We start from the raw sequence: 21,737 nt of genomic DNA, 5'->3' as shown, positions 1-21,737 counted from the left end.
ATTTTTACAATAATATTTCTCCAAAAATCAGCTGGATAGAAAGCGACTTGCTTAGCACTATATTGCCAATATATGAGCCATAAACACCCAATATCGAAATCCAAAAGGTAGAAGTTCATGATGTATTTAACCATTGCGGTGTTATGTAGCGTCGCTGTCTCAGTACTTTTAAAGATATTGCGCCAAAAGAAAATGGATATTCGTCAGACTATCGTCGCGGGTTATCCGGTCGCTTTTTTATTGACTTGGTTTTTATTAAAGCCTGATGTTGGCGCCATACATGCGCTTGATAATGCTTGGGGTATTATCATTGCACTTGGCATTTTACTGCCATCAGTATTTATCATTCTTGGACGTGCTATTGAGGCGGTGGGAATGGTAGCAACGGATGCCTCCCAGCGCTTATCATTGATTATTCCGATCATTGCCGCGTTTTTGCTATTTGGTGAGGTGCTGACAGGTACGCGTGTGCTGGGATTGGTGCTTGGATTTTTGGCACTAGGAGCACTGGTTTATCGACCACAGCAAAAAGATACTCCTAAGCAAACAAAATACACACCGCTCTGGTTGTTCGGTGTGTGGGCGGGTTACGGCATCATCGATATTTTGTTTAAGCAAGTGGCCAAGCAGGGCACTGCTTTTCCGTTGACGCTTTTTGTGAGCTTTGGTGTCGCAGGTCTATTGTTGTTCATCTATCTACTTGTCACTCGGGTGCGCTGGCAAAGAGATGCCCTTGTCGCTGGGTTGCTACTTGGCGCGCTAAACATGGGTAATATTTATGCTTATGTCAGGGCTCATCAAATGCTGCACGATTCACCCAGTATTGTGTTTACAGGCATGAACGTGGGTGTCATTGCCGTGGCGACATTGATCGGTGTGGGTGTGTTTAAAGAGCGACTCAATCGCATCAATATATTGGGGCTATTACTCGCAGTATGTTGTGTGGGCGTCTTATTTTTAGCGTGAGATAATTTGTCCAAAAAAGGGTACAGTAGAATTTTTAGCGATGTTGTCACGTTTTCTATATAGGCATAGTTATCATCCTATGATAAGGTCATCTACAAATAGCAGACCTTATATAGGTTATAAAAAGCTTGGTTTATGATGTTTGAATTCACTCAATAAAAATAGGATGTACTTTCAATGGAATACGACAATCAGTTACAGCGCATAAAAGACGGTTCAGGTTTTATCGCTGCCCTCGATCAAAGTGGCGGCAGCACACCAAAGGCTTTAGAGAATTACGGCATCAGCGGCGATGAGTATGAGAATGATGAGGCCATGTTTGATTTGGTGCATGAGATGCGTGCCCGTATCATGACGTGCGACTGTTTTGACAATGAGCGTGTGCTTGGTGCGATCTTATTTGAAGACACTATGGAGCGCGACGTCAATGGTAAGTCGACCGCCAACTATCTGTGGGAGGACAAGCAAATCGTCCCATTTTTGAAGGTAGATAAAGGTTTGGCGGAGCAGATGAGCGGCGTCCAAGTCATGAAGCCGATGCCCAACCTAGACCTGTTGCTAGATAAAGCCAAAAACTATCCAGTATTTGGTACCAAGATGCGCTCAGTCATTTATGAGCCAAATGTCGATGGTATTGAGCTCGTTGTACAGCAGCAATTTGATGTGGCCAAGCAAATTATCTCAAAAGGCTTGATGCCTATCGTCGAGCCAGAAGTTAACATCGATAGCGCCCAAAAGCATGATTGCGAAGTGCTGCTAAAGGCCGATATTCTGCGTAATCTGGAACGCTTAAATGACGAACATCAAGTGATGCTCAAGCTGACATTGCCCGAAGAAGCAGGATTTTATCAGGAGCTGGTTGACCATCCAAAAGTGCTCAAAGTAGTGGCGCTATCAGGCGGTTATAGCCGCACTGATGCGTGCGCTAAGCTCAAACAAAACCCAGGTATGATTGCCAGCTTCTCGCGCGCCTTTACCGAAGGGCTGAGTAAGCAGCAAAGCGATGAAGAGTTTGCTGATACTATCAATACCTCGATTGAGGAGATTTATCAGGCGTCGAAGGTTTAATAGCACTAGATAAACCAAAAATAAAAAGCCCAAACCTGACTATGAGGTTCGGGCTTTGTTTAGACTATCTGAAAGGTACTGGTTATCTACACCTCTTTATACAACTGACGTCCTTCCTTATTATATTTTTCCATCATCTCAGCCATGCCTTGACGGACTTCCTCAGCACTGGCCTCGCCCACTTGTCCCACCAGTTCTGTATCGACTTTTTTGATCAAATGATCCGCATCGCTTAGGTCGCCTGTTTGTGGCGTTACTTTTTTATTAGCGGCATCTTTGTCCAGTCCTGCTGCATACTCACGCACGTTTTGAGTGATTTTCATTGAACAAAACTTAGGGCCACACATGGAGCAAAAGTGTGCCGATTTGTGTGCGTCTTTTGGCAAGGTCTCATCGTGATATTCGCGTGCGGTATCAGGGTCGAGCGCCAGATTAAACTGATCGTCCCAGCGGAATTCAAAGCGCGCTTTGGATAACGCATTGTCCCGCGCCTGTGCACCGGGATGACCTTTAGCAAGATCAGCGGCGTGCGCGGCAATTTTGTAAGTGATAATACCGTCTTTCACATCTTTTTTGTTTGGTAGGCCTAAGTGCTCTTTTGGCGTAACATAGCACAGCATCGCGGTACCAAACCAGCCAATCATCGCTGCCCCAATCGCACTGGTGATATGGTCATAACCCGGTGCGATGTCAGTCGTTAATGGCCCTAAAGTATAAAACGGCGCGTCAGCACACAGCTCAAGCTGCAAGTCCATATTTTCTTTGATACGGTTCATCGCCACGTGTCCAGGGCCTTCAATCATCACCTGTACGTCATGCTCCCATGCCACTTTGGTCAATTCCCCAAGCGTACGTAGCTCACCGAACTGCGCTTCATCATTAGCATCTTGCAAGCAGCCGGGACGTAGGCCATCACCCAAGCTGAACGCCACATCGTACTGCTTCATAATCTCGCAGATATCTTCGAAATGGGTGTATAAAAAGCTCTCTTTGTGGTGTGCCAGACACCACTGCGCCATGATAGAGCCGCCGCGTGAAACGATACCCGTTAGGCGTTTTGCGGTCAGCGGTACATAGCGTAGTAGGACGCCTGCGTGAATGGTGAAGTAATCTACGCCTTGCTCTGCTTGCTCAATCAACGTATCACGGAATATCTCCCACGTCAGATCTTCAGCGACGCCATCGACTTTTTCTAGCGCTTGATAAATCGGTACGGTACCAATCGGCACAGGCGAGTTGCGAATTAGCCATTCACGAGTTTCATGAATATGATTACCTGTCGATAAATCCATGATGGTATCCGCGCCCCAACGTGTTGCCCACGTCATTTTGGACACTTCTTCATCAATCGATGAGCCTAGCGCTGAGTTACCGATATTGGCATTGATTTTCACCAAAAAATTGCGCCCGATAATCATCGGCTCAGACTCAGGGTGGTTGATGTTGTTGGGGATAATGGCGCGTCCAGCCGCCACTTCATCACGGACAAACTCAGGGGTGATAATTTTGGGCGTATTGGCACCGAAGCTCTCACCCTCATGTTGACGCATATCGGTCAGTTCATGCTGCTTTTGCGTCTCACGTATCGCGATATATTCCATCTCAGGGGTGATGATGCCTCGGCGCGCGTAGTACATCTGCGTGGCGTTCTGTCCTGCTTTGGCACGGCGTGGTTTGTCAATATGGGCAAATCTTAAGTTGGCAGTACTGATGTCGCGAGCACGTGCTTGCCCGTATGAGCTAGATAGACCGCTTAGTTGCTCGGTATCACCACGCTCAGTGATCCAGTTTTCACGCAGTTTTGGCAGTCCACGAGTGAGGTCGATCTCGACATTGGGATCGGTATAGACGCCTGAGGTATCGTAGACATAAAAAGGCGGATTGTGCTCGCCATCTTTGTCGCCCGTACCGCCAACAGGCGTGTCAGCCAAGCTGATTTCACGCATCGGTACTTGGATATCAGGTCGTGAGCCTTCGATATAGACTTTGCGAGAGGCGGGTAGGATGCGATGCAAATCGCGCGCATCTTCTTCGAAGCGCGCATCGCTTGCGGCGCGGTGGGCAGGCGTCTTTAGCGCGTCGGCTTTTTTATCGGCTTTGACGTTGTCAGTAGAGTCTGAGGTAAGAGGTATGTTGTTGGCTGGGTTATGCGTTTGTGCAGCTGAGGCACTGTCTAAAGAGGTGTTGTCTAAAGTAGTCATATGCTGTCCTAGCGTGTTGGTTTTTGAATAAAAGCAACACCGCCAGTAGCTGCGGGGGCAAGCAGTCGTCATTCAGACAAATTTATATTATCGACACCTAACAGCGACTAAAAAGTATCGTCGCGGCTAATGGTCGTCAAATAGTGGACGCAGCTTTCTATCTTCTCTCGTTATCCATTTATGCGACATGCATCGTTAGACAATAGCGATGATAAAAAGGTATTTCTACGCGTCCTTTGTCATCAATAACAAAGTGCTTAAGACTTCCCTGCGTCGGTACTAACCGCATCAGGTTCGGCGGGTGATCTCTCAGCGAATGTAGATAGGCGGCTACTTTTATCAATGTTTAACTATAAACGTTTAATAAAGTAGGCCAATGCTACACCGCACCCCGAGTCTGTCAGTGTTGTAAATCCCTTTCATACTAACAAAATTCTGTGTTAACGGCTAATGATATTTAAATGAAAACATCAGACTTTGAGTTTGCTACTTGGTATGGTTATGAGCATGGATTCTTAGTAATGGTTATCAAAATTACCTGATATTACTGAGACTTAGAGTGCTTATCTGAATATTATGTAAAGCGGATGAAAGATTGTAGAGGTTGTCATTAAACTGTCATAAAGATTTGGCAAGATAGCACGCATATCACAAACAATGCTTTTTTATATCGTTGTTAAACTTCAGGAGTCCTACATGCGTTATTCGTTATTAGCAGTGGCCGTCAGTTGTACATTAATGCTTACGGCGTGCAACAAGTCAACAGAGACGACAGAACCAGCTGCTGATACTAGCAGTAGTGCCGCTACCACGGCTGAAACAACCACTCAGACTCAGGCAACGCCTTCTGCTGACACCGGTTTTAAATCTGCTGAAAATATCGCAATGAATATCACGGGTGCAGGTGCGTCATTCCCGCAGCCTATCTATGCCAAATGGTCTTATGACTATAACGCTGCTACTGGCGGCCAAGTCAACTATCAGTCGATTGGCTCATCTGGCGGTATCAAGCAAATCCAATCAAAAACCGTCGATTTCGGTGCTTCTGATGCGCCATTGACGCCAGAAGAGCTTGAAGAGTCTGGTCTTATTCAGTTCCCAACCGTTATAGGCGGCGTTGTGCCAATCGTTAATATTGATGGCGTTGAGCCAGGTCAGTTGAAATTAGATGGCGAAACCTTAGCAAATATCTATTTGGGTAAAATCAATAACTGGAATGATCCTGCGATCAAAGCCATGAACCCAGATTTGACCTTGCCAGATGCGGCCATCACCACGGTATTCCGCTCAGACGGTTCAGGTACGACGTTTAACTTCACAGATTATCTAGCCAAAGTATCACCAGATTGGAAAGATACCGTTGGTGTTGATAAAACCGTTAAGTGGCCAACCTCTGCGACTGGTGCAGGTGGTAAAGGTAACGAAGGCGTTTCAAGCTACGTCAACCGTATGAAAAACTCTATCGGCTATGTTGAGTATGCGTACGCCAAGCAAAACAATATGTCACATACGGCATTGAAAAACGCAGCGGGTAACGTTGTCCAGCCATCTGCTGAAACCTTTGCAGCCGCTGGTGACATCGATTGGTCACAACAAGAAGGCTTTTATAAAGTCATCACCAACTCTGAGACGGATCAAGCATGGCCGATCGCTGCTGCTACTTTCATCTTAGTACACAAGCAACCAGAGAATCCTCAGCAAGTGGCTGGTGTGTTGAACTTCTTTGACTGGGCTTATACCCAAGGTGATGATGATGCCATGGCATTAGATTATGTCCCGTTCTCTGATACAGCAGTGGCCTTATTCAAAGAGAAATGGAACGAAGTAAAAGGTAGTGATGGACAGCCGGTTTATAAGGCTGCTCAGTAATCTCCTGATGCTAGCCATTGTTTACTAATCTCTTTAATTCCCTCTTAAGCCACTATTCTCCGGTAGTGGTTTGAGAGGTTTTATCACAGCAAATTTGACCAAAAGACTAATCGCGATATTTCACGATAACCATTAGTAATGATACAAGTTGCGTTTGCTGTCATAAAACGAAATAAACATTCTGGTTTTTTGAATTCACCCATTCAATGCTGAGACACTTATGACAGACTTAAGGTCCCAACTGGCTAAACAAAAACGTTACGACGCTTTATTTGTCAACTCTACCAAAGCGTTTGCCATACTCGTCCTCCTATCTTTAGGGGGCATTTTGGTGTCTCTTATTGTTGGGGCATGGCCGAGCATTCAAGAGTTTGGTCTGGGGTTTTATACCAGTAATAATTGGGATACGGTCGCCAATGAGTATGGTGCACTAGCGCCTATTTACGGCACCTTAGTGACGTCATTTATCGCCATCGCTATCGCTGTACCAGTCAGTTTTGGTATCGCGATATTTTTGACCGAAATGTGCCCTAAGTTCCTCAAAAAACCGCTTGGTATTGCCATTGAGCTATTGGCGGGTATTCCTTCTATCATTTATGGTATGTGGGGTCTGTTCGTATTTGCGCCTTTCTTTGGTGAGCACATTCAGCCATGGTTTATTGAGCATGTTGGCCCGCTACCTATCATCGGTAAGCTGTTTACAGGCGCGCCCATGGGGCTAGGGATGTTTACCGCGTCTTTGGTACTTGCCATTATGATTATTCCTTTTATCGCGGCCACCATGCGTGATGTTTTCTCTGTCGTGCCAGATCTACTCAAAGAATCCGCCTACGGTATGGGTGCGACGACGTGGGAAGTCATGTTCAAGATTATCCTGCCTTATACCAAAGCTGGTGTCGTTGGTGGCGTAATCTTGGGTCTTGGTCGTGCATTGGGTGAGACCATGGCAGTGACCTTCTTAATCGGTAATGCGTTCAATATCAGCCCAAGCCTATTTACCTCTGGTGTGACCATCACTTCGGCATTGGCCAACGAGTTTGCCGAAGCGTCGAGCGAGCTGCATTTGGCATCTTTACTACATCTAGGCTTAATCTTGTTTGTCATCACCTTCATTGTGCTGTCTTTGGCCAAATTAATGCTCATGCGCATGGATCACAAAGCAGGTAATCGATAAGTCCGAAAAGGACTTATGAGACCTTGATAGATATTGATAAAAGATATGGGAAATAAATAGTATGCCTGCAAACAATGTGATGAATGCGCCAATGTCTACGAAGCCAAGCAGTGCTGGGCGTTATAACAAGAGCTTGTACAACAAGCGCCGCTGGACCAACAAGCTGGGTTTGGGCTTTGCCATGTCAGCGATGGTGTTTGGTCTATTCTGGTTGTCATGGATTTTGGTGACACTGTTTGTTGAAGGCTTTCAAGGCATGGTGGAGCTGCCAATCTTTACCGCTGATACCCCGCCGCCGATGAGCCCAGGTGGTTTACGCAACGCGATCGTCGGTTCGGTGATGCTGGCGTTTTCAGGATTGTTTATTGGTGCGCCTATTGGCCTGATGACCGGTATTTATTTATCTGAGTTTTCTAAAGGCAGCATGCTTGGCAAAGTGACCCGTTTCTTGAACGATATCTTGTTATCAGCACCATCAATTGTCATTGGTCTGTTTATATATGCTTTAATGGTAAAAGGCGAAAGTTTCTCTGGTTGGGCAGGTGCATTGGCATTGGCATTGATTGTCATCCCAGTTGTCGTACGTACCACTGAAAACATGCTGAATCTGGTGCCTAATAGCTTGCGTGAAGCGGCTTATGCACTTGGTACACCTAAGTGGAAAATGGTCACGCAAGTGACGGTCAAAGCTGCCAAAGCGGGACTGACGACAGGGGTGTTATTGGCATTTGCTCGAATCACTGGTGAGACAGCACCGTTGCTATTTACGGCGCTCAACAACCAGTACTTCAGTACCGATATGGATCAGCCGATTGCTAACTTACCCAATACCATTTATCAGTTTGCGATGAGTCCTTATGATAACTGGCATACATTGGCATGGGCGGCGGCGCTGCTGATTACAGCATCTGTCTTGGTGTTGAATATTCTGGCAAGATTTATTGGCAATCGAGGTCAGGTCAAATAAAGACCGATATCGCTGCACAGATACCAAGCATTTACTTATACTTATATGAAATACACTAAGCTAGGTTGGATAATATTATGAATGATGTCGCAAGCAAGGTCCGCAAAGAAACGACTGCTGATCGCTTTAATAATGCAACAGACAGCCTGTTAAATAGAACCATGTCCAAAAGCTCGCAATCACAGCAACCAAATACTGCTGAGTTCAATAAGCAAAGCATTCATGATATTCCCAAAAATATGCCTAAAGCAAAAATGGAAGTTCGCGATCTCAACTTTTATTATGATGATTTTCAGGCGTTAAAAAACATCAATATTGATATCGCAGAAAAGAAAGTGACCGCCTTTATCGGTCCGTCAGGTTGCGGTAAGTCAACGCTACTACGTACTTTTAACCGTATGTATGATCTCTATCCAGGGATGCGTGCAGAGGGTGCTATCAATCTTGATGGTAAAAACATCTTGGGTAAAGACGTCGATGTCAACTTGCTACGCGCGCAAGTCGGTATGGTGTTTCAAAAGCCAACGCCGTTCCCGATGTCTATCTATGACAATGTTGCCTTTGGCGTCAAACTCTATGAAAAGCTCAGCAAAAGCGAAGTGGATGAGCGCGTGGAGTGGGCACTAAAAAAATCAGCATTGTGGCCAGAAGTGAAAGACAAACTAAAAGCATCCGGTCTGTCATTATCAGGTGGTCAGCAGCAGCGTCTGTGTATCGCCCGTAGTGTCGCGACCAAACCTGAAGTATTGTTGCTCGATGAGCCAACGTCTGCGCTTGATCCGATCTCGACAGGTGCTATCGAAGATCTGATAGAAGATCTCAAAAATGACTATACCATCGCCATCGTTACTCACAACATGCAGCAAGCGGCGCGGGTATCAGACTATACCGTCTATATGTATCTAGGCGATATGATCGAGATGGGCGAGACTGATCAAATATTCACCAAACCTACCCAAACTGCGACAGAAGATTATATTACTGGTCGCTATGGCTAAGGCCGAGAAGCTAATACTGAGTTTGGGTCAGACATAGTGTTTTTGATAGGGTACTGTCAGCCGAGTCGTTTCACTCAACCAGCATATCGCGCTACTAAAATATAGATTTCAGGGAATACCTCTTATGCAAAGTGATAAGCATATCTCCAAAAGTTTTGACCAAGATCTTGATGAAGCCATCCGTTTGTTCTTATACATGGGTGATAGTGCTGCCAACCAAGTTGCCAAAGCGATTCATGCACTTATTGATAGAGATGAAACACTGGCGCAAGAGGTCATCGAGATGGACTTTGATATCAACCGAATGGAGGTTGAGCTCGATGAACATATCTTATTGTTGGTTGCTAAGCGTCAACCTGCTGCAGGAGATTTGCGTTTAGTCATGTCGATCAGCAAAGGCGTGGTAGATTTGGAGCGTATTGGTGATGAAGCCGTAAAGATCGCGAAAATGGCAAACAGAATCGCGGCACAAGGCAAATCGTCTTACGGCTATGCTGAGGTACAGCACTTGAGTAATCAGGTAAGACTGATGCTCAACAACGCGCTAGAAGCCTTTAGTCAATCGAATGCTGAGCAAGCGTTTGAAGTCATGCGCAATGACAGTGTGGTTAATAACGAATATCAGTCCGCTATTCGCGCGCTGATGACCTATATCATGGAAGACTCAAGACAAGTCTCAAAGGTCATCAATATCATGTGGATTTTGCGCTCGCTTGAACGCATCGGTGATCATGCACAAAACGTAGCAGAGCTGGTCATCAACTATATCAGTGGTCAAGATGTACGCCATTCAGACTACGCCATGGTTGAAAAAGCAGTGCAAGAAGCCAATGATCGTCTGGCTGCTCGCCAAGTGAGCACGATGTCAGTTGCTGACTTTGAATCACTAGAGAGTAATGACGACTGATAGCGCACCAATAATACCGTCTTATCATCAAAAAACGCGCTATATTGAGCGCGTTTTTTATGGGCGTAAGACTGTATGTAGATTGAGCCTAGCTTTCTGGTGTCCAGCCTTGGGCGCGCTCATAGTCTTCATTATCCAAGAACTTATCACGCTGCTCGGTCAAGAATTTTTTGGCTTCAGGGTCCATCATGCTCAAATGATTCTCATTGATGAGCATGGTTTGATGTTCTAGCCACTCTTTCCAAGCCTTTTCAGATACGGTTTCTTGTAACTCTTGGCCTTTTTTGTTAGGGAAGGGCGGATGCGGCATTTTTGGCAGTTCTTGCTTGTATTTGCGGCAAAACACGGTATTGGCTTGTGGGTTAAAAGTCTCAGTCATCAGGTGTTCCTTATTTATTCTATTAAGTGGTGAATTTGAGTAATGATATGAGCCTATGATAACGGTCTTGGTCAATTTAGCAAAGGGTATCTCGTGTCTCTTATTAAACAGACACAAATCTGCATAGTGTTATCAGTAGGTCTTTCCTTTATTCTGATTTATCGTTTCATATCATGCAGACAGAGCAAACGCGAAAAAGGGCGGGTAGCTGATAGTAAGTTATAGTTAATTCAGTTTAAAAGAGATACAAGGCAACCGAGCGCAGATGTAACTGTGATACTTCAAGCGAGGTTAACGCTGTAGCTCTTTTATAGGGGATTGACTATAAATAAAAAACACCCGCATCAATAGCGGGTGTCAGATATATAGCGATAAGTTAGCTTTGGCTTAAAATGGTTTGATTATGCAAAGGCTTTTAAGCGAGCACGGCCGTTGACTACTGCTTGCTTGACTTGGTTTGGTGCAGTACCGCCCAGATGGTCACGAGCTGCTAGTGAGCCTTCTAGCGTGAGATAGTCAAAGACATCATCACCGATGGCATCACTGAATTGCTGCAATTGTGCCAATGACAAGTCACTGAGGTCAACGCCTTCTTTGATGCCGAGTGCAACCGCATTACCCACGACTTCATGCGCATCACGGAACGCCACGCCTTGACGCACCAGATAATCTGCTAAGTCGGTAGCAGTAGCATAGCCTTTCATTGTCGCAGCACGCATACTTTCTTTGTTTGGGACAATATTAGGTAGCATATCAGCAAAGGCAAGTAGTGAGCCTGTCAGTGTATCGACACAGTCAAACAAAGGCTCTTTATCTTCTTGGTTGTCTTTGTTGTAGGCGAGTGGCTGGCTTTTCATCAGGCTGAGTAATGTCATCAGCTGACCAAAGACACGTGCCGCTTTACCGCGTACTAACTCAGGCACGTCAGGGTTTTTCTTTTGAGGCATGATTGATGAACCAGTACAGAAGCGATCTGGTATCTGCACAAAGTTGAACTGCGCTGACATCCACAGAATAATCTCTTCGCTCATACGTGACATGTGCATCATCAGAATAGAAGCGGCTGAGGTAAACTCAATTGCAAAGTCACGATCTGAAACCGCATCTAGCGAGTTTTGACAGATACCTTCAAAACCCAATAGCTCAGCGGTGATGGTACGATCAATCGGGAACGTCGTGCCAGCGAGTGCGGCACTACCAAGTGGCATCTGGTTGATACGGCGACGGGCGTCAACCAAGCGCTCGGTATCGCGATACAACATCTCAAACCATGCCATTACATGATGCCCAAAGCTGACAGGCTGGGCGGTTTGTAAATGCGTAAAACCAGGCATAATAGTATCGGTATGTTGATCAGCCAGATCAAGCAAGCCGCTTTGTAAGCGTACGAGTAGTTCGATAATGTTATCGGTTTCTTCACGCAACCACAAACGAATGTCGGTCGCGACCTGATCGTTACGACTACGACCCGTGTGTAGTTTTTTGCCAACAGCGCCTATAATATCAGTGAGGCGTGATTCGACATTCATGTGTACGTCTTCGAGGGCGATTGACCAGTTAAACTCACCTGCTTCGATCTCGCGTAATACTTGATGAAGACCGTCGATAATGGTGGCTACTTCATCAGCAGTCAAGATATCGCATTCTTTGAGCATCGTTGCATGGGCAATCGACCCTTGAATATCGTGACGAGCAAAGCGTTGGTCGAAGCCAACAGATGCGGTAAAGGCAGCCACGAAGCTGTCTGTCGCTTCACTGAAGCGTCCGCCCCACATCTGCTGGCCCTGAGTGCTGGCAGGGCTATTTTGTGCATCTTTGTTTGTTACTGAGACATTCGTGCTAGAATCAGCAACAGATGAACTTTTACTTGATTCGGGATTACTAAGGTTTGAAGAATTGGCGTTCATATCGGTACAAGACAAGTCAAGAGAATAAGAACTCGAGTATAGCAAATGATGAGGTTGCCTTACTAGCTAAGCGCTTAGAGTTTTTTATTCCAAAACTCATGGAGATCATGAGGCCTTGGCAGTGGCTGACATATATTGCTTTTTGGTCACTGTTTCTTACGGTGATTGAGCGTCATGGTCTGTCAAGTTGGTCTGATTTTATTATCAAGTTTTTTTCTCGAGTGCTACAGAATGCACTGACTGTTATTCCAGCATTGTATCTGGTCGACTATCTGCGTCCTGTGTTTAAAAACGCTAGTATACCTAGTGTAAGTGTGCGTATCGTCATGCTAATGATGTTTGCCGCTACGGTTTCTATGACTTTAGTTGTTTTAATTTTAATCAATATGGGTTTGTTGGAATATGATCGTCAAGCTTTTATGACCAATCTGTTTTTCAATACCGTACTGACGGGCGGTTTTACCATCGTGTTTTTATTGTACTTTTTGCGTAGCCACCGTGAGCTTAATGCGCTCAAGCTGTCGTTTGAATACAAGTTGACCGCACAAAATGACTTAATCAAAGCTCGCACTGCCCCTCATTTTTTCTTTAATACTATCAACACACTGGTCTCACTCATTGAGTCTGATCCACCAAAAGCCTCTGCTTTATTACAAAACGTTTCGATCTTATATCGTGCGAGTTTTAGCGGTGAACGTGAGATTAGTTTTGAAGAAGAAGTGGCGCTATGTGAGCATTATTTAGCGATTGAGTCTAGTCGTTTGGCAGACAAACTCGAGGTCCATTGGGATTTGCCTGATGAAGATATCATGTATGACATGGTGATTACGGCGTTAACCTTACAAAGCGTGTTGGAGAAAATGCTACTCAATGTGGTTGAGATGACCACTGAAACCATCCATTTTAATATTAAAGTCACTTGGCAGCAGCACAGAGTAACTATTCAGATCGACGTGGAACTTCCCAAAAAGACTTTAATCATTAACCATGATTTGCGTCAGCATATGAATTTTTATATTCAAGCGGATCGATTACGCGCGTACTTTGGTCAAAGTGCTGATATTCAAAGCACGGTTACTGGTAACCACATCACTACCATTATTGACTATCCCTTACAAGATGTCAGTTTATAATCTTTCCTCTTTTGCCATTTTTTATGATGTTCTCAGACACTATGTTCTCATTATAAGATGTTGTGGCATATTTATTGCATTATCTTTTATATCTACATGGTTATTGCAATTTTTATCTGGCAATTATTGACAGTGAGTGGTTACTATAAAAATATGATGCAGAAAATTTCACCATATTGAACTGGCCAGTACATTCGTCATACCATCGAAACATATTCAGTAGAATTTGAGGTGGGAGTTTACATGCGTATCGTAGTTTGTGATGATGAGCCTTTAGCGCGTGAGCGTTTGGTCAGAATCGTACAGGAGTCAGGTCATGAGGTGGTTGCTCAAGCGACCACAGGGGCAGAAGCGATTGTCGCCGTAAAAACTCAGCAGCCTGACATTATATTATTAGACATTCGTATGCCTGAGATGGATGGGGTGCGCTGTGCCCAAGAGCTGGACAAACTTGAGCATCCACCAGCCATTATATTTGTCACCGCTTATGATCATTATGCGATAGCGGCACTAAAAGCCAATGCAATCGGCTATTTGTTGAAACCGGCAAACAAAGACGAGCTATTAGAAGCACTGAACAAAGCAAAAAACCTAAACGCGGCGCAATTGAATGAAATTCGCAAGCTTGCAAATCCAACGGCGCGTCCGATACGCGAGCATATTGCTGCTCGTACTCACCGCGGTGTAGAGCTGATTAAACTTAAAGATATCTATTATTTTGCGGCAGATCAAAAATACGTCAAAGTACGTCACAAAGATGGCATTGTATTGATTGATGAGACCCTAAAAGAGCTAGAGCGAGAGTTTGACGATCGTTTGTTCCGTGTGCATCGCAACGCCATTATCAATCTGAACTTTTTAGATTTTTTAGAAACCCTAGACGCTGGACAATATCAGATACGTTTTAAAGAAATCGATGAGACGTTAGCCGTGAGTCGTCGTCATCTGCCAGCCTTACGTGACAAAATTCAAAGCATGTAATAGGATGTTTTCAGAGCGACATAATCATCCCATATCATCAAACCCTTATTTATGCTTAAATAGGGGTATTTTTTTGCGCCAGCATTTACTATCTCTGATGTGAGTCGACCGTTTTTTGTGGCAAGTTTTCCCAATCGCTTAGCACCAACTTGGCACTGACATTGTAGCATTGAGATTATAGTATCGAATTTATTGAGGCCCTTTATGAGCAATCCGCAGCAACCTGCTTTGACTACCTTAACCATCGCCACGCGTCAGAGTCCTTTGGCTCTATGGCAAGCGGAGCATATTCGTGATCGCTTATTAGCGCTCTATCCTGAGCTAACCATTGAGTTACTAAAAATTGTCACTAAGGGTGACAAGATTTTGGACACACCTTTGGCCAAAATTGGCGGTAAGGGTTTATTTGTCAAAGAGCTTGAGCAAGCATTGTATGACAAGCAAGCAGATATTGCGGTACATTCGCTAAAAGACGTACCGATGCAGCTGCCTGATGGCTTGACGCTAGGTGTCTACTGTAAGCGTGCTTCACCAACTGATGCTTTTGTCTCAAATACTTATAATAGTATTGATGAGTTGCCGCAAGGTGCAGTCGTTGGGACCTCAAGTTTGCGTCGTCAATGTCAGATCAAAGCCTACCGCCCAGATCTACAGATCAAAACCTTGCGCGGTAATGTTGGGACGCGTTTGGGCAAATTAGATGCTGGTGAGTATGATGCCATTATCTTGGCAACCAGTGGCTTGCAGCGTATCGAATTAGATGAGCGGATACGTGGGCAGCTAGATATTGATGCCTGTTTGCCTGCCGTTGGTCAAGGTGCGTTAGCCATTGAATGCCGTGAAGGTGATGACGAGGTGTTAAAACTATTAGCACCACTAAACGATGATAAAGCACGCATTCGCCTTATCGCTGAGCGTGCGCTTAACCGTCACTTAGAGGGCGGCTGCCAAGTACCGATTGCAGCCTACGCAGTGTTGCAAATGGCTGATGAGACCAGTGCTAATAACGATGACAATGGTGAAAACGGCAATAACGATAACGGCAATGTATTGTGGTTACGTGGTCGAGTGGGTCAAGCGGATGGTAGTAAGCTGTTAAAAGCAGAAAAGCGCGTGACATTGGTTGGTACACAAGACGAGCAAGAGTCGCAGGCAAATCAGCTCGGTATTGATGTTGCCAATATACTACTTGCTGATGGTGCAGGGGCTATCTTGTCAGCGATTTATCACGCTGAGTAGCGTATTCGCTTTGTCATACTGAGTCATTGATTGACATATCCACTGTTTGGTCGATGATTCAGTCAATTTTACAAGCCTTTTGTCGTGGTACATCTATGTCATCAACGTCAACTAAAGCTAGGTCTACTCATACAAATCAATCCACTGATGGGTCAGTGCCAAAAATTGTCATCAATACACGACCGATAGCACGCGCTGCGCCATTAACGAGTCATTTGCAAACAGCAGGGTTCACGGTGGTTGAGATACCGATGTTGATGTTGCAACCGCGCCCAACGACTGACGATGATCTAGCACTGATGCGTGCGTGGCTAGCAGGTGAATATAAGGCTCTGGTCATCATAAGCCCAACGGCGGCCACTTCGGGATTGAATGTTTGGCAGGCGCTTATGCACAGTGAGCATGACGATGGTGGTGATGCGCAACTGGACAATAAAGCAGCCAATATAGCTTCTGCAGCTTTGGTAGCACCAAGTCAAATCATTGCAGTGGGTCAAGCAACCGCTGCAGCATTGACTCAAGCCAATATAGACGCGGCAAACTATCAAGTGCGACAGCCTAAAGTTGCCAATAATGAAGGTATGCTAGCAATGCCTGAGATAGAGCGTTTGCAAGCGGGTGATAAGCTGCTGATATGGCGCGGACTGGGCGGACGACGCTTATTGGTCGATACCTTACAAGCACGCGGTGTACATATCGATAGTATTGCGTGGTACGAGCGCTCGATGCCTACCGAGGCAATGACTCAGTATCAGCAGTGGCAACAAGATTTTTTTGCATGTAATCAAGCGACAAATACAACACCAAAGCAAGCAAAACCTATCGTTGTCGTGAGTAGTGGCGCTACTTTTGAGCATTGGACGAGCATCGTCCAAGGTGCAAGAGAAAAAATGTCAGAACCAAAACGTAGTAATGACATAATGACTGATGCAAGAGATAATTTGCCACTCACGCTAGCGGACTTTTCTTATGTCGTATTGGGTGAGCGCTTAGCAAATATGGTTGCAGCGCAGCGCCTGAGCTATTGGCGCGTAGAAGATTTGGCGCCAGATACCATTCTTTCAGCCATCACTACTAACCCCTAGTTTCATAATTTCTATTTGATTTAAATATGTTTATACCTACCCATCACGGTACTGTCTTATGCCAATGAATTCTGAGTCTTTATCTAAGGACCCTTCTGCGATACAGCAGCGCCGGCAAGCAAATATCTTGCTGCTGCGGATGCAGTGGTTGGTCATTTTGCTGCTTATCGCGGCATTACTCTGGCTCTATATTAGTCAGCAGCGTTTTCAGCACAGTGTCAATGAGCGGTTGCAGAGTAACGAGCAGGTTGTCAGTCGCCTAAACGAGATGGACGATCGTTTATTTGCCATGAGCCAGCAGACATTGCCAGAGCCCAGAGTCAAAGCCAGTAGCCAAGCGCAAAACCAGCTGGATTTACTACGCATTCAAATAAAAGCCGCTGACAGATTGCTAGCAGACAACAATGATAGTGCCGCGATCGAGTTGTTGCGAGGTTTGCATTGGCAATTGGCGCAAAGCAGCAACGAGATTGCACCTGCATTGACCGTCGTGATCAAGCAAAGTTTGCTCAAAGACATCGAACGACTACAAGCGCAAAGCTCACAACCTAGCCCATGGCAAATACAAAATCTCGCGATTCAAAACATCCAAGAGTTTTTGCATAGTCATGAGCGCCTCGGCAGCTACGAGGGTGCTGATATTCAGCGTCGAGAGCTAGTGGATGCAGCAACTGAGGGTGACCAAAAGCGTGCAGTAGCGAACCCGCCTGCTCAAACGTCAGCGCGTAACGACATGACATTGACGCGTAGACAACTGACGATTCATGAAGTCATCATGACATTGAATCTCGCAAGTCAAGCGAGCAATATGCGCGAGCAGGATCAACTCATCAATTATTTGACCCAAGCACGCAAACAGCTAAAAACCTTACTACCTAAATCATCGGTTAGCAATGGCAAAAAACCCGCGCAAGTTGGCGCCATTGGAATAGCACCAGTAGACAAAAAATCAATTGGCACAGAAAATAACTTAGAAACCATGAATTCGCCTAGTGACATACCAGAAGTCATTGCTTGGCTTGACCAACTGATTGCCAACGCTCCTAAGCCAACACCATTGTTAACCACACAGATTTTGGATAAACCACAACCTTAATTGATACGGTTCGAAACAGCTATATATAGACAACATGAGACACAAGGTAAGTTATGACCAATATGAGTGAAAAATCAGATTTTATGTCTGAGGTAGCAATTGATCGACCTGAAATACTGGCGCATTACCCAGTGATTCATTATCAGCCGATTCATTGGGGTGAGATGGATGCCTTTAATCATTTAAATAACGTGGTGTATTATCGTTATTCTGAGTCAGCGCGCATTGGTTATTTGCATGCGTTAGATATGTTCGATGGCAGCATGGTCACCGTCTTAGCACAGTCGAGCTGCCAGTATTTACACCCAGTGACCTATCCTGATACCTTGTTATTGGGCGTTCGCTGTCAGCGTCTAGGTAATACCAGTATCGCAATGGAATATAGCTACTATAGTACAGCACAAAACAAAATCGTTGCGACCGCTGATGCCGTCGTAGTACGCCTCGATAGCGATGGGAAAGGTAAGTTACCGTGGACGACAGAAGAACGCGCGCGCTTACTAGCATTAGAGGAAAAATTTGGTCATACCCCTGAATTTTAGATAAAGCTTTACCTAATCTAATCAATTGTTAAAAACAAAAAGGCACGCTAATGTCATATTAGCATGCCTTTTTTTATGACTGTTGATTAGTCAATCTTTTAAATAGGTTTAGTTGTCTTGCGGTGCGTGCACAAAATCTACGACATTTAGATCGAAACCTGATAACGCATAAAACTTCATGGGTGATGACAATAGACGCATATCGCGAACGCCTAAATGGCGCAATATCTGTGCGCCGACACCGATACTGCGATAAGGCTGCTGGGTGATGGTCGATTGCGATTCATTATTCGCGGCTTGCTCTAATGCATCCCCTAAATCGACTGGTTGATGATTACCAACCCAGACCAAGACACCGCGCTCTGAGGCACTGATCTCTTCTAGTGCTGACTGCACGCTCCAGCCACTACGACCCGTCATGTCATTTTTGGCAGCAAATAAGTCACGCAGTGGATGGAAGCCATGCACACGTACGGTACTGACGCCTTCGCTCACATCACCTTTGACCAATGCTAAATGAGTTTCTTCAGCACCAAACTCGCGGAAGCGATGCAACGTAAACGTACCGTGCTCAGTTTCAAAAGGACGGGTTTCAACTTCTTCTACGGTTTGCTCATTGGCAATACGGTAGTTGATGAGGTCAGCAATCGTACCCATTTTGATATTATGTTCTTTGGCAAATATCTCAAGGTCATCGCGGCGTGCCATCGTGCCATCAGCGTTGATAATCTCGACAATCACTGCGGCAGGCTCTAAACCCGCTAATCTTGATAAATCGCAACCCGCTTCTGTATGGCCTGCACGGTGCAGAACGCCGCCGTTTTGTGCCATGATTGGGAAAATATGACCAGGCTGCACGATGTCTTCTGGCTTCGCTGCCGATGAGACAGCTGCTTGAATGGTACGAGCGCGATCAGCAGCAGAGATACCCGTGGTGACGCCTTCAGCGGCCTCAATCGATACCGTAAAGTTGGTGCTAAATTTCGCTTCATTGCGATCCGACATCAGCGGTAGTGCCAATTGCTGGCAACGCGCTTGTGATAGCGTTAAGCATACCAAACCGCGTGCGTGGGTAATCATAAAGTTAATGTCTTCAGGGCGAACATGCGTCGCTGCCATGATGATATCGCCTTCGTTTTCGCGGTCTTCATCATCCATCAAGATGACCATCTTTCCAGCACGAATGTCTTCGATAATCTCAGGAATCGTATTTAAACTCATAGTAAGTCTCAATATTTTATTATTAATAAATATGTGTGATTTGGAATATAAAGTGTTGTCTGCCTATTGTAGCAGTAGTTGGTATCACGCGCTGTTGCTGTTGAGCAAATCACATGACCATCACAGTAATCAAATATAGAAGTAGTTCATGACTTTTATATATCATTCTAAATACATTTTAACGGTTTTTATCCTAGCGTGCTGACACAAAGCTGAACTATCACGCTTAGTCTTTTAAAAACAGGGTTAAATATTATTAATGGCTCATACGTGTCACTTCTCAATCTTTTTTGCAAAGTTAGGCGTTGCTTTTGGTCATTACTGGTTTTGGTCATTACTGGCGGCTTGGCTTTTTAACCATTCCATAAACTGTTTGCTATGCTGCTCGCGCTGATTATCTGCAAACTCATAAAAACTCGTGCCTGCTAAGTTTTCTGGCAAATAGCTCTGGGGATAGTAATGGTTAGGATAATCGTGCGGGTAAGCATACCCTTGACCGTAGCCTTGATTGCGCATCAGTTTGGTCACGCCATTACGTAGATGTAGTGGTACAGGGGAGGCGTCTTTTTCTGCCAACGCCATCGCTGCATTGATCGCTTTATACGTGCTATTACTTTTGGCACTGGTTGCTAAGTAGACCACCACTTGCCCTAGGATAATACGCGCTTCTGGCATACCGATGGATTGCACACTGCGCAGGGCTGCATCAGCAAGAAGTAGGGCATTTGGATTGGCATTGCCAATATCTTCACTGGCCAAAATTACCAATCTGCGCGCAATAAAATCGGCAGGCTCGCCGCCAACGAGCATCCGCGCCATCCAATAAAGCGCTGCGTCAGGATCTGAGCCACGTACTGATTTGATCATGGCTGAGATAATATCGTAATGTTGCTCGCCATCTTTGTCATAACGTACCAACGCGGTCTGTGCCACTCGGCTGACCAATTCGTCATCGATGATAATCGGTGATTGTTTGGCATCCGCTGTTTGAATCCCCAGCTCTAGTAAGTTTAGCGCTTTTCTTGCATCACCGTGGGCCAGTTGACTGATGGTATCTTGTGCCTGCAAGTCGATGGTGAGTTTTTTGAGTACATGGTCTTCCGAGAGCGCCCGCCGTAATACTGCACTGATTTGCTCAGGCGTTAATGGCTCTAAACGATATACTTGGCAACGTGACAAGAGCGCGTTATTGACACTAAACGACGGGTTTTCTGTGGTGGCGCCAATCAGCGTAATATCACCAGATTCTACCGCGCCCAATAATGCATCTTGCTGCGCCTTATTAAAACGATGAATCTCATCGATAAACACTACAGGTGATTCAAATGCCAGTGAATCTTTACTATCCAATACTTCGCGCAACTGCTTGACCCCAGTATTCAATGCTGAGAGTGCGTGAAAAGGTCTATGAACCGCATCCGCCAATAACATCGCAATGGTTGTCTTACCGATACCTGCTTCGCCGTGCAAAATGATAGAGGGCAGATGCCCTTGTTCGACCAAACGCCGTAAAGGTGCGCCAGCGGCCAAAAGATGCTCTTGACCAATAATAGCAGCGAGAGAAGCAGGGCGCATACGCTGAGCAAGAGGGGTGTCGGCATGAAAGTTGGGCGGCATAAGTTTCTCTATTGAAAAATTAAAAAACGGTCCATTGGCTACAATGGCGGCCATTGAGAGATTTTATAGTCAAATCTAAATTACGACATACTCGTCTATAGTTATCACTTTTATTGAAGTTAAATGCGATTGTCCGCTTGGCATGATTCTCGCAGCAACTTCGCCATGACAATGAGTATTAGACATCAGCAGTCAAAGTAGGCTAATTTATAAATAGGGTACTTGCTATAAACAATACACGCTAGGCTAACGCAAAAATATGTTAATGAAAGCTAACGAAGCGTATAGCTTATGTCCCCAGCACTTTAGTTTTAATGATTCATCCATATCAACGGTGCAATGGTAACGATCAGAATGGTTGATCAAATATCATTTATTATCACCAGC

18 protein-coding genes and 1 riboswitch are annotated in these 21,737 nt (G+C 45.2%); of the genes, 13 read left to right on the top strand and 5 right to left on the bottom strand.

Annotated features, from left to right (window positions below):
* The first annotated feature begins 117 nt into the window (after positions 1-117).
* Positions 118-966 (top strand): EamA/RhaT family transporter, encoded by an 849-nt coding sequence (locus ACTXGK_RS15010; RefSeq protein ID WP_443514731.1) that lies wholly within the window; start codon positions 118-120, stop codon positions 964-966.
* 177 nt (positions 967-1,143) lie between these two features.
* On the top strand, positions 1,144-2,034 hold the full coding sequence (locus ACTXGK_RS15005) for a fructose bisphosphate aldolase (protein WP_443514730.1): 891 nt from the start codon (positions 1,144-1,146) through the stop codon (positions 2,032-2,034).
* Between the two features lie 86 nt (positions 2,035-2,120).
* On the opposite strand, the gene thiC is transcribed toward ACTXGK_RS15005, so the two are convergent.
* Positions 2,121-4,235, bottom strand: coding sequence for a phosphomethylpyrimidine synthase ThiC (gene thiC, locus ACTXGK_RS15000; RefSeq protein WP_443514729.1), 2,115 nt, complete (start codon positions 4,233-4,235; stop codon positions 2,121-2,123).
* Positions 4,236-4,483: 248 nt separating this feature from the next.
* Positions 4,484-4,639, bottom strand: a riboswitch (TPP riboswitch).
* 292 nt (positions 4,640-4,931) lie between these two features.
* Here thiC and pstS point away from each other — a divergent pair.
* From pstS to phoU, 5 genes are all read left to right on the top strand, one after another.
* The gene (gene pstS / locus ACTXGK_RS14995) at positions 4,932-6,104 is read left to right on the top strand and encodes a phosphate ABC transporter substrate-binding protein PstS (protein ID WP_201601696.1); all 1,173 of its coding nucleotides are present in this window, start codon (positions 4,932-4,934) and stop codon (positions 6,102-6,104) included.
* A gap of 220 nt (positions 6,105-6,324) precedes the next feature.
* The gene (gene pstC, locus ACTXGK_RS14990) at positions 6,325-7,278 is read left to right on the top strand and encodes a phosphate ABC transporter permease subunit PstC (RefSeq protein ID WP_201601698.1); all 954 of its coding nucleotides are present in this window, start codon (positions 6,325-6,327) and stop codon (positions 7,276-7,278) included.
* Positions 7,279-7,339: 61 nt separating this feature from the next.
* On the top strand, positions 7,340-8,245 hold the full coding sequence (pstA, locus tag ACTXGK_RS14985; RefSeq protein ID WP_443514728.1) for a phosphate ABC transporter permease PstA: 906 nt from the start codon (positions 7,340-7,342) through the stop codon (positions 8,243-8,245).
* Between the two features lie 161 nt (positions 8,246-8,406).
* Entirely contained in the window at positions 8,407-9,243 is an 837-nt protein-coding gene (gene pstB, locus ACTXGK_RS14980; RefSeq protein WP_265089540.1) for a phosphate ABC transporter ATP-binding protein PstB, read from the top strand.
* Positions 9,244-9,367: 124 nt separating this feature from the next.
* Positions 9,368-10,150, top strand: coding sequence for a phosphate signaling complex protein PhoU (gene phoU / locus ACTXGK_RS14975; RefSeq protein ID WP_201601702.1), 783 nt, complete (start codon positions 9,368-9,370; stop codon positions 10,148-10,150).
* An 88-nt stretch (positions 10,151-10,238) separates the two neighbouring features.
* Here the strand turns inward: phoU and ACTXGK_RS14970 are convergent, their stop codons facing one another.
* Together ACTXGK_RS14970 and argH are read right to left on the bottom strand one after the other, a co-directional pair.
* Positions 10,239-10,529 (bottom strand): oxidative damage protection protein, encoded by a 291-nt coding sequence (locus ACTXGK_RS14970; protein WP_238036003.1) that lies wholly within the window; start codon positions 10,527-10,529, stop codon positions 10,239-10,241.
* Positions 10,530-10,930: 401 nt separating this feature from the next.
* A complete protein-coding gene (gene argH, locus ACTXGK_RS14965; protein ID WP_443514872.1) occupies positions 10,931-12,304 on the bottom strand; it encodes an argininosuccinate lyase in 1,374 nt (457 codons plus the stop codon).
* Between the two features lie 239 nt (positions 12,305-12,543).
* Between argH and ACTXGK_RS14960 the strand changes: the two genes are divergently transcribed.
* The 6 genes from ACTXGK_RS14960 (at position 12,544) to ACTXGK_RS14935 (ending at position 18,512) form a co-directional block, all read left to right on the top strand.
* Positions 12,544-13,569 carry a histidine kinase gene (locus ACTXGK_RS14960; RefSeq protein ID WP_443514727.1) on the top strand — a complete coding sequence of 342 codons (1,026 nt, stop codon included), beginning with the start codon at positions 12,544-12,546 and terminating at the stop codon, positions 13,567-13,569.
* 243 nt (positions 13,570-13,812) lie between these two features.
* Positions 13,813-14,550 carry a LytR/AlgR family response regulator transcription factor gene (locus ACTXGK_RS14955; protein WP_443514726.1) on the top strand — a complete coding sequence of 246 codons (738 nt, stop codon included), beginning with the start codon at positions 13,813-13,815 and terminating at the stop codon, positions 14,548-14,550.
* Positions 14,551-14,778: 228 nt separating this feature from the next.
* Positions 14,779-15,789 carry a hydroxymethylbilane synthase gene (hemC, locus tag ACTXGK_RS14950; RefSeq protein ID WP_443514871.1) on the top strand — a complete coding sequence of 337 codons (1,011 nt, stop codon included), beginning with the start codon at positions 14,779-14,781 and terminating at the stop codon, positions 15,787-15,789.
* 155 nt (positions 15,790-15,944) lie between these two features.
* Positions 15,945-16,874, top strand: a complete 930-nt coding sequence (locus tag ACTXGK_RS14945; protein WP_443514725.1) for a uroporphyrinogen-III synthase — start codon at positions 15,945-15,947, stop codon at positions 16,872-16,874.
* Positions 16,875-16,932: 58 nt separating this feature from the next.
* Positions 16,933-17,970: a hypothetical protein gene (locus tag ACTXGK_RS14940; protein ID WP_443514724.1), complete on the top strand. Its 1,038-nt coding sequence runs from the start codon at positions 16,933-16,935 to the stop codon at positions 17,968-17,970.
* A 53-nt stretch (positions 17,971-18,023) separates the two neighbouring features.
* The gene (locus ACTXGK_RS14935; protein WP_443514723.1) at positions 18,024-18,512 is read left to right on the top strand and encodes an acyl-CoA thioesterase; all 489 of its coding nucleotides are present in this window, start codon (positions 18,024-18,026) and stop codon (positions 18,510-18,512) included.
* Positions 18,513-18,620: 108 nt separating this feature from the next.
* On the opposite strand, the gene ribBA is transcribed toward ACTXGK_RS14935, so the two are convergent.
* Both ribBA and ACTXGK_RS14925 read right to left on the bottom strand, forming a co-directional pair.
* Positions 18,621-19,733: a bifunctional 3,4-dihydroxy-2-butanone-4-phosphate synthase/GTP cyclohydrolase II gene (gene ribBA / locus ACTXGK_RS14930; RefSeq protein ID WP_201601721.1), complete on the bottom strand. Its 1,113-nt coding sequence runs from the start codon at positions 19,731-19,733 to the stop codon at positions 18,621-18,623.
* A gap of 318 nt (positions 19,734-20,051) precedes the next feature.
* Entirely contained in the window at positions 20,052-21,350 is a 1,299-nt protein-coding gene (locus tag ACTXGK_RS14925; protein ID WP_443514722.1) for a replication-associated recombination protein A, read from the bottom strand.
* Positions 21,351-21,737: the final 387 nt, after the last annotated feature.

It is taken from the genome of Psychrobacter sp. T6-5 (assembly GCF_052258485.2).
Taxonomy (GTDB): domain Bacteria; phylum Pseudomonadota; class Gammaproteobacteria; order Pseudomonadales; family Moraxellaceae; genus Psychrobacter.
Note: the sequence above shows the minus strand (reverse complement) of the source record. Positions and strands in the feature narration are given on the sequence as shown.

What these genes read in the sequence shown, in the direction of transcription:
- ACTXGK_RS15010 (WP_443514731.1), top strand. Translation starts at nt 118, where the DNA reads ATGATGTATTTAACCATTGCGGTGTTATGTAGCGTCGCTGTCTCAGTA.
- ACTXGK_RS15005 (WP_443514730.1), top strand. Translation starts at nt 1,144, where the DNA reads ATGGAATACGACAATCAGTTACAGCGCATAAAAGACGGTTCAGGTTTT.
- thiC (WP_443514729.1), bottom strand. Translation starts at nt 4,235, where the DNA reads ATGACTACTTTAGACAACACCTCTTTAGACAGTGCCTCAGCTGCACAA.
- pstS (WP_201601696.1), top strand. Translation starts at nt 4,932, where the DNA reads ATGCGTTATTCGTTATTAGCAGTGGCCGTCAGTTGTACATTAATGCTT.
- pstC (WP_201601698.1), top strand. Translation starts at nt 6,325, where the DNA reads ATGACAGACTTAAGGTCCCAACTGGCTAAACAAAAACGTTACGACGCT.
- pstA (WP_443514728.1), top strand. Translation starts at nt 7,340, where the DNA reads ATGCCTGCAAACAATGTGATGAATGCGCCAATGTCTACGAAGCCAAGC.
- pstB (WP_265089540.1), top strand. Translation starts at nt 8,407, where the DNA reads ATGTCCAAAAGCTCGCAATCACAGCAACCAAATACTGCTGAGTTCAAT.
- phoU (WP_201601702.1), top strand. Translation starts at nt 9,368, where the DNA reads ATGCAAAGTGATAAGCATATCTCCAAAAGTTTTGACCAAGATCTTGAT.
- ACTXGK_RS14970 (WP_238036003.1), bottom strand. Translation starts at nt 10,529, where the DNA reads ATGACTGAGACTTTTAACCCACAAGCCAATACCGTGTTTTGCCGCAAA.
- argH (WP_443514872.1), bottom strand. Translation starts at nt 12,304, where the DNA reads ATGTGGGGCGGACGCTTCAGTGAAGCGACAGACAGCTTCGTGGCTGCC.
- ACTXGK_RS14960 (WP_443514727.1), top strand. Translation starts at nt 12,544, where the DNA reads ATGAGGCCTTGGCAGTGGCTGACATATATTGCTTTTTGGTCACTGTTT.
- ACTXGK_RS14955 (WP_443514726.1), top strand. Translation starts at nt 13,813, where the DNA reads ATGCGTATCGTAGTTTGTGATGATGAGCCTTTAGCGCGTGAGCGTTTG.
- ACTXGK_RS14940 (WP_443514724.1), top strand. Translation starts at nt 16,933, where the DNA reads ATGCCAATGAATTCTGAGTCTTTATCTAAGGACCCTTCTGCGATACAG.
- ACTXGK_RS14935 (WP_443514723.1), top strand. Translation starts at nt 18,024, where the DNA reads ATGACCAATATGAGTGAAAAATCAGATTTTATGTCTGAGGTAGCAATT.
- ribBA (WP_201601721.1), bottom strand. Translation starts at nt 19,733, where the DNA reads ATGAGTTTAAATACGATTCCTGAGATTATCGAAGACATTCGTGCTGGA.
- ACTXGK_RS14925 (WP_443514722.1), bottom strand. Translation starts at nt 21,350, where the DNA reads ATGCCGCCCAACTTTCATGCCGACACCCCTCTTGCTCAGCGTATGCGC.